The sequence below is a fragment of the Flavobacterium sp. genome, assembly GCF_044357305.1.
GTDB lineage: Bacteria > Bacteroidota > Bacteroidia > Flavobacteriales > Flavobacteriaceae > Flavobacterium.
On record NZ_JBIKPS010000001.1, the window covers coordinates 274,180 to 287,361 of the forward strand.

Here is a 13,182-nt window from a genome sequence, read left to right on the forward strand (position 1 = left end):
ACCAGAAACAAAAGAAATCTTTTTCTATAAACTAATCCTAATGATAAAGAATCTATTTCAAAAGTTATTAAATAAGTCTGGGAAAAGTTATAAAATAGACTCCAGCATCCCCTCAAAACTTATTGCATTACTATTAGTTAAAAGAGCCAGTATGTTGTTAAGAGGTTTTTTAAAAACAGGAAAAAAAGTCTTTATTGGCAATAACACTAAAATTCAAAATCCCAAAAACATTGTTTTTGGTAAAAGCGTTACTATTGATAAAAATTGCACCATTGATGGATATTCTTCAGAAAAAATTATTGTTGGTGATTGTGTTAAAATAGGAGCATATTCAACACTAAGTTCTACAAGTCACTTATCAAAATACGGAAAAGGCTTAAAAATAGGAAACAACTCAGCAGTTGGACAATTCACAGAATTTGGCGCCGCAGGAGGAATTGAAATTGGCAATGATGTTATTATGGGGTCCTATGTAAGTTTTCATTCGGAAAACCACGTATTTGGAGACAGCACTAAACTTATTCGAGAGCAAGGAGTTACTTCCAAAGGAATAAAAATCGGCAATAATATTTGGGTTGGAGCCAAAGTAACCTTTTTAGATGGATGTGAAGTTGGAAACAATTCAGTAGTTGCAGCGGGATCTGTTGTAAACGGAATTTATCCAGAAAATTCAATTATCGGTGGCGTTCCTGCTAAAGTTTTAAAATCAATAACAGAATGAAAGTAGTTATTAGTAAAGCAACCCTAAATCAAATACTTTTTATTATCTGTGTTGTAGTTCCTTTTTTTAATATTTACGAGCTTTCTTTCACCGTTTGGATGGCAGCAATAGCAATTACTTTAAAGAACAATTATTCTATAGAATTTGTAAAGTACATTAGTATTTTTATAATTATTTTTTTACTTGCTATTACAGTCGGTTTTTTTTATGATTATAGTTTGTATTTTACTATTAGAGATATTACCTATTTACTCAAACCTATTACAGGATTATTACTAGGCTATCAATTATTTAATAAGCACATTAAAAACCCTTTTCAGTTTGTTGTATATGCAGGGGTTTCTATTGCTGTTTATCATTTAATTTTAGTTGGCTATGGCTTTATTGCTGGAGCTAAAAATGTTAGAGAAATTAGAGAATATGGGGGTTATTTTAATGATTTCGAAGTTTACACTTTGGTCATTTTACTCTTTAGTAACCAATTTAATTTACAATTTTCAAAAAAAAGGAACACGATATTTTTATTAATTCTTGCTGTTTCAAGTTTCTTTTATTTGGCAAGAACTAACTTTATTCAATTTATTATTTTAGTAATAGCTTTAAAGGGAATTTTTGTTTTAAATAAAAGAGCTATTAAAGTTGTTGGAACCACTTTGATATTGGTAGCGGCAGGCTATGCAGCCGTATTTTACTACAATCCTGTAAGAAATGGGAAAGGTTTAGACGAATTTTTATATAAAATTAAAATGGCTCCAGCTGAAGCGTTTAGCACTAAAATCAATAGAGACGATTGGAAACAATTTAACGATAATTATCGTTCTTATGAAAATATTAGAACGGTAGAACAGTTATCCTATAATGAATCATTTCTCTTTGGAGAAGGTATTGGTTCGCAAGTAGATTTAAAACAAAAAGTATATTTGGGCGATATGGAATTGCGATACATTTCTATTTTGCATAATGGCTACATGACCGTATTATTAAAAACAGGTTTACTGGGTTTAGGAATTTATTTATTTTCCATATTTTTCTTTTTTAGAAAAAATAATGAACCAACCGAAGCTTTAAAAAACATTCACTATTTATTTATTGGCACAGGTGTTTTTCTTATTATTTCCAATTGGGTTTTTATGGGTTTTTATAATTTAATTGACACTAAAACTTTATTGATAGGGTTTTTATTTGCCTACAAAAACGATTTAAAAAAACAGATTAAGTAATGAAAAACATCCTTTTCATCCACCAATCAGCAGAGTTGTATGGTTCGGATAAAACTTTGCTATTATTATTAAAAAATTTAGACAAAACTCTATACCATCCTGTTGTTGTTCTCCCAAATGAAGGACCACTAATTCAGGAACTTGAAAAAGAAAACATTAAAGTTGTTATTGCGCCAGTTTTAAAACTTTATCGTAAAATATTTTCACCCAAAAACCTCTTCCATTTTTTATTAGATATTAAAAAAGGAATTTCTATACTTGACAATCTTAATAAACAATACCATTTTGATTTAATATATTCCAATACCTTGGCAGTATTACTTGGGATGCTTTTTGCTAAAAAAAGAAAAATAAAACACCTTTGGCACGTACACGAAATTATAGTACATCCAAAAATTATCGCTTCTACATTTCCAAAATTATTAAATAAATACGCCGATTTAATTGTTTGTAATTCTCTTGCAACCAAAAAGAATTTAGTAGATAGAAAAAAGGAGCTTGCCAATAAAACAACAGTAATTTACAACGGAATTAATGAGACTATTTCAGAAATGTCCCTTGCAAAAAAAGAAGATTTTGGATTCACTAATAAAGACATTATTATTACTTTAGTTGGAAGAATTAGCAGACTAAAAGGGCATAAATGGTTACTAACTACTCTAGTAAAACACTTTAGTTCTAACACTAATATAAAAGTCGTTTTTGTTGGATCACCTGTTCCAGGGCAAGAATATTATGCCAGCGAAATAGATCAATTTATTACAGAAAACCAACTCCAGAAAACTGTTAAAATTCTTCCTTTCACCAAAAATTTATCTCCAATATGGGATATAACCGACATTGCACTAATGCCCTCAACCGAAGCTGAGTCTTTTGGACTTGTTGCCGCAGAAGCCATGCTTGCCAAAAAACCAGTAATTGCATCCAATCACGGCGGATTAACGGAAATAGTACTCCATAATCAAACTGGGCTTTTGGTTGAACCAAACAATGTCGAAGCGCTTTCGGAGGCATTAAAAAAGTTAATTACAAATCCACAATTGAGAAAAGAATTTGGCGAAAACGGCTACCAAAGAGCTATTAAAGAATTTTCAATAGAAAAATATGTACAAAATTTTGAAGTAGTTTTCTCTAAACTAATTCCTTAAGATTAATAAGAAATTTGCTGAAAATTTGTTATTTTTGCATTCTGAAAAAAATAATTAATTTTCTATGAAAATAGCCATTTTAGGAACTCGAGGAATTCCAAACCATTATTCTGGTTTTGAACAATTTGCCGAATTTTTTTCAGTATATCTGGTAAACCAAGGTCATGAAGTGTATGTATATAATTCCCACGACCACCTTTACCAAGAAAAAACTTTTCATGGCGTAAATATTCTACATCAATTTGATCCAGAATATAAACTAGGAACTTTCGGACAATTTATTTACGATTTCAATTGTATTATAGATTCCCGTAAAAGAAATTTTGACATTATTCTTCAATTAGGATATACCAGCAATTCCATTTGGCATTTTCTTTTGCCAAAAAAACCAATTATTGTCACCAATATGGATGGCTTGGAATGGAAACGAACCAAATATTCTAAACCAGTTCAAAACTTTCTAAAATACGCCGAAAAACTTGCCGTTAAGAGTAGTCATTATTTGATAGCAGACTCTATTGGGATACAAAATTTTCTAAAAGAAAAATATTCTAAAGATTCAACTTACATTGCTTATGGCGCTCATGTCTTTGAAAACCCTAACGAAGAAGTTCTTAATGAATATCAAGTAGGAAAATACCAATACAACATGATTATGGCTCGTTTTGAGCCAGAAAACAACATAGAAACTGTTCTTGACGGAATGGTTTTAAACCAAGAAAAAACTACCGTATTAGTGGTTGGAAATCACAATACCAAATACGGTACTTATTTAAAAGATAAATTCAGTGCTTTCAAAAACATTCGTTTCGTTGGAGCTATTTTTAATTTACAGATTTTAAATAATTTAAGATATTTCTCTAACTTATATTTTCACGGGCATTCCGTTGGCGGAACCAATCCGTCACTATTGGAAGCCATGGCCTCACGAGCATTTATTATTGCCCATAACAACCCATTTAATAAAGCAATTTTACAACAAAACGCCTACTATTTTTCAGATGCTGCTGAGGTGAAAAATATTTTGAATACTATTAAAAGAAATGATAACTTGCAGTTGATTCAAAATAATTTTGAAGCAATTGAAAACCACTTTAATTGGAATAAAATAAATGGGCAATACCTACAATTATTGGAAGAATGTTTGGCAAAAGGAAAAGGCGTCTCTGCTATCTAACCCTTTAGTAGCGTTAATTGCATTAGTTTTAATCACCATTCCGTTGCATTATCGATACAGTAATATTTCCATAATGTTATTCGTAGCCTATTCCTTAGTGAAATTCAAACCTAAAAATTTTACTTTCCAAAAAGCATTGGTTTTGCCTATTTTGCTTTATGTTTTAATGGCACTATCCTTGTTTTGGTCTATTGATTTTAAAGAATCCTTACACGCACTATCCAAAGAAATTGCTTTCGTTTTACTACCACTTTGTTTTCTTATCAATCCTTTATTAACTAAAGCAGAAAAAGATAAAATTCTATGCTATTTTTCTTATGCATATTTTGGATATACCATCTTTTACCTAATAAAAGCAGTATTCCGTTATAGTATTACTAAAGATTCTTCGGTTTTTTTCTACCACGAATTAGTAACATTTGACGTAAATGCAATCCACATGTCGGTTTATATTTCGGTTGCCTTTTTTTATTTTTTTATAAAGAAAGAAAAGAGCATTTTAGCCAAATTGGCTATTGCTTTATTGCTGTTTTTCCTGGTGTTATTATCTTCTAAAAATATCATTATTGTTTTTCTAGGTCTATTGTTTTTCGCCAGCTTTTTTATTTCAAAAACACAATGGAATGCCAACAAAATTTTGCTTTTATTTTTATCATTTTTTGTTTTTGGATTTGTTTTTTACGGCAAATTAAAAGACCGTTTTTTATTGGAAATAATTTCAAATACCACAGAAAACACAAATACACAAGCACCAGGATTAGTGCACAACGTTTCAGTATTCGATGCTTGGAATAAAGAGCAATTTCAAACCAATGACTTTTTTGCAGGAACAGCATTGCGGGTGTATCAAGCCAGAATTTTTAAAGAAATGCTATATACCGATAAGGTGTATGTAACAGGTTATGGATTAAATGCCACAAATCAAAAAATAAAACAAAAACGAATAGAACACCATCTATATGAAGGATACGATAAATTTAATTTTCACAACCAATACCTACAGTTTTTTGCAGAGCTTGGAATATTTGGCGTCCTACTTTTCTTGTTAATTGTGTTAATAAACATAAAAAACACTATAAAATCTAAAAATTTTGTTGCTATTACTTTCGGTATTCTAATGATAAGTTTATTTTTGACGGAATCTTTATTGAGTAGGCAAAGAGGAATTGTTTTTTTTGTTATGCTGTATTGTGTTTTTAATTCCAAAACACATTCCATAATAGATAAAAAAACGAACAACCAAGTATAACGCAGCGATTAATTTTTAGATATAAATAAAAAGTTAATTTTTTTATAATAATAACATAATTTTCTCGTTATAAATAAATCAAAAAGAAAAAATGAAAAGAATTTTAATAACGGGAGCGGCTGGATTTTTAGGCTCGCATCTTTGTGATCGTTTTATTGCTGAAGGGTATCATGTTATAGGAATGGACAATCTAATTACTGGAGATTTAAAAAACATTGCCCATTTATTTAAATTAGAACATTTTGAATTTTATCATCACGATATCACGAAGTTTGTTTTTGTCCCAGGAGAACTAGACTACATCCTTCATTTTGCTTCCCCTGCAAGCCCAATTGACTATTTAAAAATACCAATACAAACCCTAAAAGTAGGTTCTTTAGGAACGCATAATTTACTTGGTTTGGCTAGAGTGAAAAATGCTAGAATATTAATTGCATCCACATCCGAAATTTACGGAGATCCATTGGTACATCCTCAAACCGAAGAATATTATGGCAACGTTAACACCATAGGACCAAGAGGGGTTTACGATGAAGCTAAACGTTTTCAAGAATCGATTACTATGGCTTACCATACTTTTCATGGTTTGGAGACCCGAATTGTGCGAATTTTCAATACCTATGGACCTAGAATGCGACTTAATGATGGTCGTGTCATTCCTGCTTTTATTGGACAGGCTTTGCGTGGCGAAGACTTAACTATCTTTGGCGACGGAATGCAAACCCGATCATTTTGTTACATTGACGATCAAGTTGAGGGAATTTTTAGGTTATTACATTCCGATTATTCTTTGCCAGTTAATATTGGAAATCCAGATGAGATTACCATTAAAGATTTTGCCGAGGAAATCATTAAATTAACCGGAACCAAACAAAAAGTTGTTTACCACCCACTGCCAATAAACGATCCATTACAACGTCAACCAGATACTACTAAAGCAAAAACAATTTTGGGTTGGGAAGCTAAAGTTTCTAGAGAAGAAGGCATGAAAATCACCTACGATTATTTTAAATCCCTGTCTACCGAAGAATTGTTAAAGGAGGAGCACAAAGACTTTACAGGATTTATACACTAATATGACGGCAGCCCACACAGTTAGATATTCCAAATATATTAGACCAATAAGTATTATTTTTGACTTATTGGTTATTTCTACTTTGTGCCTATTTTTTTTCAAAGATTTAAATTTAAACAACTTTTATTACATTCTATATCAAACAATTACTTGGGCTATTATTGCTTTTTTTGTTAAATTTTACGAAATTTTTAGATTCACAACTCCAGTCGAAATTGCCTCTAAATTAGTTAAACAAAGTATATTGGTTTTGTTAGTGATTATTGCTTTTTTTCCCTTTTCTAAACAAGCAATATTTAGTGGTAGAGCAATAGTTTCTTTTGTATTCTATAGTTTTATATTAATCACAATTTTTAAAATACTTTTATTTTATTATTTAAAAAAATATAGAATTATAACAGGAAGTAATTACCGAAATGCAGTAATTATAGGTTATACTCCCGAAGCAATTCGTCTAAAAAAACTTTTTGAGGATAGAAGTGATTACGGATATCGTTTTTTAGGTTATTTTTCTAACAAAAAAAACCATCCGGAAATATTAGGAACAATAGAAAATATTAAGTCGTTTGTAATTGAAAAAGAGGTAGATGAAATATATTGTTCTTTGAATGAACTATCCAATGAAAAACTAAAAGATTTAATTGATTTTGCGGATGAAAACAAAAAAATAATAAAATTTATTCCAGATTCTAAAGAAATTTTTTCTAAAAACTTAAGAATAGATTATTATGAAATGTTTCCAGTTTTATCCTTAAAAAAAACCATTTTACATGAACCCTCTACCAAAATCTTCAAAAGAATTTTCGATATAATATTTTCTCTAATTGTAATTATAGGAATATTATCTTGGTTGGTTCCAATCTTGGCGATACTTATAAAATTAGAATCTAAAGGCCCCATATTCTTTAAACAAGGTCGACCAGGTCTAGATGAAAACGAATTTTTTTGTTACAAATTCCGTTCTATGAAAATGAACGAAACCACAGAAAAAGAAGCGTCTAAAAACGACCCGAGAGTTACAAAAATTGGTAAGTTTATGCGAAAAACTAGTATGGATGAATTGCCGCAGTTTTTAAATGTATTGTTAGGCGATATGTCTGTCGTTGGGCCAAGACCCCATCTATGGTCGCAAAATAAAGCCTATGGCAACCGAATTAAAAAATACATGGTTAGGCATTATGTAAAACCAGGAATTACTGGTTTGGCACAAGTAAAAGGATTTAGAGGCGAAATAGAAACGGATGACGACATGATAAATCGTATAAAATTTGATGTTTTTTATATTGAAAACTGGTCGTTAATTTTAGACATTAAAATAATAGTACAAACTGTCATCAATATTTATTTAGGCGAAGATAAAGCTTACTAAAAAACAGCTTCTGTTAATAAATGTTTCATTTGTTCGTCTAAATCAAATATAGAATTTGAGGTTTCCCAGACACTTTTCTTCATGTTTTCTAAATCCAATCTGGTAAACTCGGAAATGGTTTTAAGTTTGGAATTTAAATCAGAATAATCTCCAACGCTTGCAACCCAACCCAAATTATTTTCTTCTACAATAGTTTCGCCTTCGCCTCCACCAAAATAAAGAATTGGGAATCCAAGAGCACCATATTCAAATATTTTAGAAGGTACTGAGCCATAAATTCTAACCTTCAATGGTACAATAGCAATATCGAACGTTTTTAATTTTTCATGTAAATCGTTGCGCTCCATCATGCCATGAAAGAAGATTTTTCTTTCATTTGCAGATGAAATTAAAGCCTCTACCGATTTTTTTTCAGCTCCTTCGCCAAATAGATGTAATTCAATATTCAGTCCTTCTAAATCAATTTTTTGACACAATTCTAAAACACCTTGAGCAATTCCAAGAAGTCCTGCATAAAATAGTTTTATCGGTTGATTTTCTATAGTTTCTAATTCCATTTCAGCAACTTTATGATCAGGAAAATTGCGATATAAATAACATCTCTTTTCAGGAAAAACAGAATGAATGTGCGTAATTATTTCGTTAGATTGACCAATAATCAGTGTTGCTTTTTTATAAATACAGCGCTCCATAAACAAGGAGAATTTATGCGAAAAGGAATTTTTTTTAATGGCATTCAATTCAATTGCTGCCAAGGGCCATAAATCGGAAACATTCAAAATTATTTTTTTCTTCTTCCAAGAAAGCACTAAAACTGAAATAAAGGAAAGTAACAATGGTGGCGATTGAACCACCACTTTATGCGGTGTTTTTTTTAATAATAAATAGAAAAATAAACTCAAGGAAAAAGACAAAACCGAAATTAATCTAACCAAAAGATTCTTGCTCACACTAGGATAAATCCACAACCTTTTTACGGTTATTCCTTCCCGATTTTCGGTAACCGAAAACTTCCCTTTGTATTCGGGAAACAATTCGCCTTTAGGATAATTTCCTAATGGGCAAAGAACCGAAACTTTGTAATTATTCTGCTTCAATTTCAAAGCCAACTGCTCTATTCTATTAGCAGCAGCCCCTTTTTCAGGAGGATAATAATTGGATATGATTACTATTTCTTTCATTTTCTTTAGACACAAATTTCACGAATTCACACAAATTCTCGAAAATCAATTATCCCACAAATTAGTGAAATTTCCAACTATTTTTGTTTCGTGCAAATTACTGCAATTCGTGTTAGTTTTTTTTATTTAGCAAAATAGCAATAATTCGTTCGGATGCTTTTCCGTCCCAAAGCTCTGGGATTCCTCTCTTAGACAAACCATTTTGTAGAAATTTTGTAAATTCTAAAGTCAAAACTTCAATGGAATTCCCCACTAATCTATTGGTTCCAATTTCAATTGTTTCGGGTCTTTCGGTAGAAGTACGCATAGTGAAACAAGGAATTCCCAAAACCGTTGTTTCTTCAGAAATACCTCCAGAATCCGTAATAACGGCAAAACTATTTTTTATCAAATACATAAAATTCAAATAACCTTGCGGTTCTACGAAAATAATATTTTTCAAATTTAGATTGGTTTCTCCTAAAATTGCTTTGGTTCTAGGATGGATAGGGAAGATTATTTTTTTGTCTCCAACCATCCTATCGATACCTTGAAGTAATTTTAATAGCGATTTTTCTTCATCTACATTGGATGGTCGATGCAATGTCAAAATGATATAATTACCAGTTTCTAAACTAAATTCCTTCCAAAAATTAGGCGCATAAATTCGATCTAAATTTTGATATAAAGTATCGATCATCACGTTTCCAACAAAGTGAATGGCATCCATTTCGGCACCATATTTTAATAAATTTTTGGTTGCCCAAGTTGAGGTGGTAAAAAAATAATCGGTAATGCTGTCGGTTACAATTCGGTTGATTTCTTCAGGCATCATAAGATCGCCCGAACGAATTCCTGCTTCTACATGAGCAACTTTTTTATTCATTTTTTTTGCCACAATTGCACATGCCATCGTGGAATTGACATCGCCAACAACCAAAACTAAATCGCAGGGATTTTCAATTAATTCTTTTTCAAATGCTACCATGATTGCAGCAGTTTGCTCCGCCTGCGAGCCACTTTTCACTTCCAAATTAGAATTTGGATGCGGAATATTCAATTCTTCAAAAAAAGTAGCGCTAAGATTATTATCGTAATGTTGACCAGTATGCACCAGTCTATAGGAAATATCCGCACCTTCCAATTGCTTTTTTTCAATTGCTTGGATAATGGGAGCGATTTTAATAAAATTAGGTCTTGCACCTGCTATTAGGGTTATTTTCATATATTGTTATTGCGAGGAACGAAGCAATCTTCTCCTTCAATTATCTTAATTTTTTTCAGAAGAGCAATTTATTTCACCAAAGAAACAAACTGCTTCAACTTTCCGCTTCTACTTCGTTCTAATTTTTCTTTTCGAATGAATGTGAAATTCAAACCACTTTCTAAATAAGTTGTAATTGCCTTTTCAATATTTTGAATTTGTACGGTGGTTAATTCTAATTCACTTACATATTCTACTTCAAAAGTATCGATTTTGATTTGTTTTATAACAAATTCTTTTACATTTCCGTCGTCTTCAATTATGCTTTTGGTTACATAGTAAAAGGTCAATCCTGGTGCTTTTTTTCCGCTTGGCAAAAGGGCAATATCATTGGTTCTTCCAATTAATTTTTTTAAAATTGGTTTTTTAAAAGTACTTTTCTCGTCTAAAATTCCAATATCGCCAATAGCGTATCTAATAAAAGGATGGGCTTTATTATACAAGGAAGTAATCACAATTCGACCTTCTTTCCCGTTTGGTAAAACGTTATTTTCTTCATCTAAAATTTCTATAAATAAGGTTTCCGAATTTACTTGCCATTCGTTATTGGTGTTTTGAAATGCTATTAAATCCAATTCGGATGCACCATATTCATTGATAATTGGTACTCCAAATTGTTTTTCCATTAAAATTTTATCTTCTTCAAATAATATTTCGGAAGTTACTACGCAACATTTTAAATTTGGACAAATAGAGGTTAAAACAATGTTTTTTTTCTGAAGAAATTTAGCAAATAAAACTATCGAAGAAGTATAACCATTGATGTAATAAAACTTTTTATTTTGAAATTTCACTAATACGGTTTCCAAAAAAGCATCCGATAAATCGAATATAGGAAAACGGTAACGGTGACTTAAAAAATCCTTGATACGTTCTTTGGTATTCCCAATAAAATCCAAGGGGATTCCATAAAACCGAGCCTGCAGCGAAGAATTAAAATCAATTCCAAACCAACTAAATCGGTTAAAAATTGTGGCCCAAGTTAAGGCATGACAATATCTATCTTTAGCAAAAACAAAAGGATCTCCGCTAGAACCAGATGTTTTGTTGATGTAAACATTTTTTAAAGTACATCCTTTGGAAAGTCTTTCGGTTAAAGGTTTTTGAAAATCTTTTTTAGTCATTATTGGAAGATCTTCCCAATTTTCAAACTCTGGATTTCCAACAAACTCAAGATACGATTTGTTGTTTTGTAAATGAAATGCAACAATATCTTTTCTTTTTTGAATAACATAATTTTCAAAATCGACTTCTGGAATTGCTTGTATTTTTTCAAAATCAGCAATGGCACCCTTTATAGGGAATCCATTTATTTGCAGAGATAAATTAAAAATTGAAATCATAGGATAAATAAAAAAGGGCTAACAATTGTCAGCCCTTAAAAATACTATTTATTTAGAATTAATTTTTTATAATTTTCGTTGTTTCTGATTTGTCATCAGAAATGAATGTTAAAAAATAAGCACCGCTATTTAAATTTGAAATATCAATTGTGTTTTCCATTCCACTATATTGTTTTTCAAATATTACTTTACCTAGCATGTCTATCATTTTCAATTTATAAGAATCTACATTGTTTACAGAAACAGTAATATTATTATTAGCAGGATTTGGATAAACTTTCAAGAAATTATTTTTTGAAAAATCTACATTCGCCAAAGCACCGCTAAATTTATAAATACCATCTGTAAATGGATCAGCACTATATCCACCGCACCATCCTGTAGTAGGATTTATAAATGCGTTCACACCTCTTTGTGCGATAGCACTTTCTACTGTAGTCCAAGTTACACCATTATTAGTGCTAACTGCAGTTCCTGTACCAGTAGTAGTATTTGCTGAAGTTGCAACAATAATAGAAGTTCCAGGGATATAAGACAATAAACTAAAACCAGTATAAGTAACACCTGCTGACCAAGTTGTACCACCATTTGTAGTAGTGTATAATTTGGTTGAAGTTAACGTTGCTGTAGTTGATGAATTACTCCAAGTGTATCCAATAAGTATTCCATTATTTGCATCACTAAAAATTATACGACCAGACGACGTAGTTCCTTGATGTCCAAAATCAGTGATTGGAGTATTTAGTTTTAACCAAGTAACTCCCATATCTGTTGTTCTGTATAGTTTTCCTTTATTGGTCGTAAACCAAAAAGATCCACCTGCAGCAACTGGTTCACTGTTATAGCCATATTCTCCAGATGCTGGATTTGGCATATTAGCAGCTGCAACTGGACTCCATGAGTCACCTCCATTCGAGGATGTATAAATTTCAAATTCCGTTCCTAAAGGATCGCCATAAGAAACGCCATTATTAGCATTAAAAAAATAGACACCATTTAAAAATGACGAACCAGTTGTTTGAAATCCAGTTGCATTTTGTTGATTCCAGGTTAGTCCTGCATCTGTTGTTTTGTAAATAACTCCATTACCATCAGCAGGAATAAGAGCACTTACCCAAGCGGTTGTTGCATTAACTGGGCAAATACTATTAATTTCCAATAGAGCATTGCCCATTTCAATAATTCCTGGCGTCCAAGTAGTTCCACCATTTGTAGTTCTTGTAAATTCTTGCACAACTGCTCCACCACCAGAACCATCAAACGCTAAACCCCATACAGTGTTTGCATCAATAATATGAATTTCGCTAATCCCTCTAGAAGCATCTGCAAAACCTGTAGCTTGAGAATTCCAACTCTGGGCGTTTGCTAATGAGCCTATTAAAGTTAAAGTAAGTAATAATTTTTTCATAATTTTTTTTTTATAATTTAAAGCAAAGTTAAACAAAAAATGAATTAT

The 13,182-nt window shown here is 31.2% G+C and carries 11 protein-coding genes; 7 read left to right on the forward strand and 4 right to left on the reverse strand.

Features of this window, described 5'->3' with window-relative positions; translation table 11 throughout:
- The first annotated feature begins 40 nt into the window (after nucleotides 1-40).
- The 7 genes from ACIQ2J_RS01220 (at nucleotide 41) to ACIQ2J_RS01250 (ending at nucleotide 7,959) form a co-directional block, all read left to right on the forward strand.
- On the forward strand, nucleotides 41-721 hold the full coding sequence (locus tag ACIQ2J_RS01220) for an acyltransferase (protein ID WP_396165713.1): 681 nt from the start codon (nucleotides 41-43) through the stop codon (nucleotides 719-721).
- A complete protein-coding gene (locus ACIQ2J_RS01225) occupies nucleotides 718-1,941 on the forward strand; it encodes an O-antigen ligase family protein (RefSeq protein ID WP_396165715.1) in 1,224 nt (407 codons plus the stop codon). Before ACIQ2J_RS01220 ends, ACIQ2J_RS01225 begins: the two co-directional genes overlap by 4 nt.
- Complete coding sequence (locus ACIQ2J_RS01230) at nucleotides 1,941-3,089, forward strand: glycosyltransferase family 4 protein (RefSeq protein ID WP_396165717.1); 1,149 nt, start codon at nucleotides 1,941-1,943, stop codon at nucleotides 3,087-3,089. The genes ACIQ2J_RS01225 and ACIQ2J_RS01230 overlap by 1 nt, the downstream gene beginning before the upstream one ends.
- A 64-nt stretch (nucleotides 3,090-3,153) precedes the next feature.
- Complete coding sequence (locus tag ACIQ2J_RS01235) at nucleotides 3,154-4,266, forward strand: DUF1972 domain-containing protein (RefSeq protein WP_396165719.1); 1,113 nt, start codon at nucleotides 3,154-3,156, stop codon at nucleotides 4,264-4,266.
- Entirely contained in the window at nucleotides 4,202-5,515 is a 1,314-nt protein-coding gene (locus ACIQ2J_RS01240; RefSeq protein WP_396165722.1) for an O-antigen ligase family protein, read from the forward strand. The genes ACIQ2J_RS01235 and ACIQ2J_RS01240 overlap by 65 nt, the downstream gene beginning before the upstream one ends.
- 91 nt (nucleotides 5,516-5,606) lie before the next feature.
- On the forward strand, nucleotides 5,607-6,590 hold the full coding sequence (locus tag ACIQ2J_RS01245; protein WP_396165725.1) for a UDP-glucuronic acid decarboxylase family protein: 984 nt from the start codon (nucleotides 5,607-5,609) through the stop codon (nucleotides 6,588-6,590).
- Nucleotide 6,591: 1 nt separating this feature from the next.
- Nucleotides 6,592-7,959, forward strand: coding sequence for an undecaprenyl-phosphate glucose phosphotransferase (locus ACIQ2J_RS01250; protein ID WP_396165727.1), 1,368 nt, complete (start codon nucleotides 6,592-6,594; stop codon nucleotides 7,957-7,959).
- Here the strand turns inward: ACIQ2J_RS01250 and ACIQ2J_RS01255 are convergent.
- From ACIQ2J_RS01255 to ACIQ2J_RS01270, 4 genes are all read right to left on the reverse strand, one after another.
- Nucleotides 7,956-9,140 (reverse strand): glycosyltransferase family 4 protein, encoded by a 1,185-nt coding sequence (locus ACIQ2J_RS01255; protein ID WP_396165729.1) that lies wholly within the window; start codon nucleotides 9,138-9,140, stop codon nucleotides 7,956-7,958. The genes ACIQ2J_RS01250 and ACIQ2J_RS01255 overlap by 4 nt on opposite strands.
- Nucleotides 9,141-9,252: 112 nt before the next feature.
- A complete protein-coding gene (gene wecB / locus ACIQ2J_RS01260; protein ID WP_396165731.1) occupies nucleotides 9,253-10,344 on the reverse strand; it encodes a non-hydrolyzing UDP-N-acetylglucosamine 2-epimerase in 1,092 nt (363 codons plus the stop codon).
- Nucleotides 10,345-10,412: 68 nt separating this feature from the next.
- Entirely contained in the window at nucleotides 10,413-11,726 is a 1,314-nt protein-coding gene (locus ACIQ2J_RS01265; protein WP_396165734.1) for a phenylacetate--CoA ligase family protein, read from the reverse strand.
- Between the two features lie 58 nt (nucleotides 11,727-11,784).
- Nucleotides 11,785-13,134, reverse strand: coding sequence for a T9SS type A sorting domain-containing protein (locus tag ACIQ2J_RS01270; RefSeq protein ID WP_396165737.1), 1,350 nt, complete (start codon nucleotides 13,132-13,134; stop codon nucleotides 11,785-11,787).
- Between the last annotated feature and the right edge of the window lie 48 nt (nucleotides 13,135-13,182).

Coding starts and splice junctions, on each gene's coding strand:
- ACIQ2J_RS01220 (WP_396165713.1), top strand. CDS start 41: ATGATAAAGAATCTATTTCAAAAGTTATTAAATAAGTCTGGGAAAAGT.
- ACIQ2J_RS01225 (WP_396165715.1), top strand. CDS start 718: ATGAAAGTAGTTATTAGTAAAGCAACCCTAAATCAAATACTTTTTATT.
- ACIQ2J_RS01230 (WP_396165717.1), top strand. CDS start 1,941: ATGAAAAACATCCTTTTCATCCACCAATCAGCAGAGTTGTATGGTTCG.
- ACIQ2J_RS01235 (WP_396165719.1), top strand. CDS start 3,154: ATGAAAATAGCCATTTTAGGAACTCGAGGAATTCCAAACCATTATTCT.
- ACIQ2J_RS01240 (WP_396165722.1), top strand. CDS start 4,202: ATGGGCAATACCTACAATTATTGGAAGAATGTTTGGCAAAAGGAAAAG.
- ACIQ2J_RS01245 (WP_396165725.1), top strand. CDS start 5,607: ATGAAAAGAATTTTAATAACGGGAGCGGCTGGATTTTTAGGCTCGCAT.
- ACIQ2J_RS01250 (WP_396165727.1), top strand. CDS start 6,592: ATGACGGCAGCCCACACAGTTAGATATTCCAAATATATTAGACCAATA.
- ACIQ2J_RS01255 (WP_396165729.1), bottom strand. CDS start 9,140: ATGAAAGAAATAGTAATCATATCCAATTATTATCCTCCTGAAAAAGGG.
- wecB (WP_396165731.1), bottom strand. CDS start 10,344: ATGAAAATAACCCTAATAGCAGGTGCAAGACCTAATTTTATTAAAATC.
- ACIQ2J_RS01265 (WP_396165734.1), bottom strand. CDS start 11,726: ATGATTTCAATTTTTAATTTATCTCTGCAAATAAATGGATTCCCTATA.
- ACIQ2J_RS01270 (WP_396165737.1), bottom strand. CDS start 13,134: ATGAAAAAATTATTACTTACTTTAACTTTAATAGGCTCATTAGCAAAC.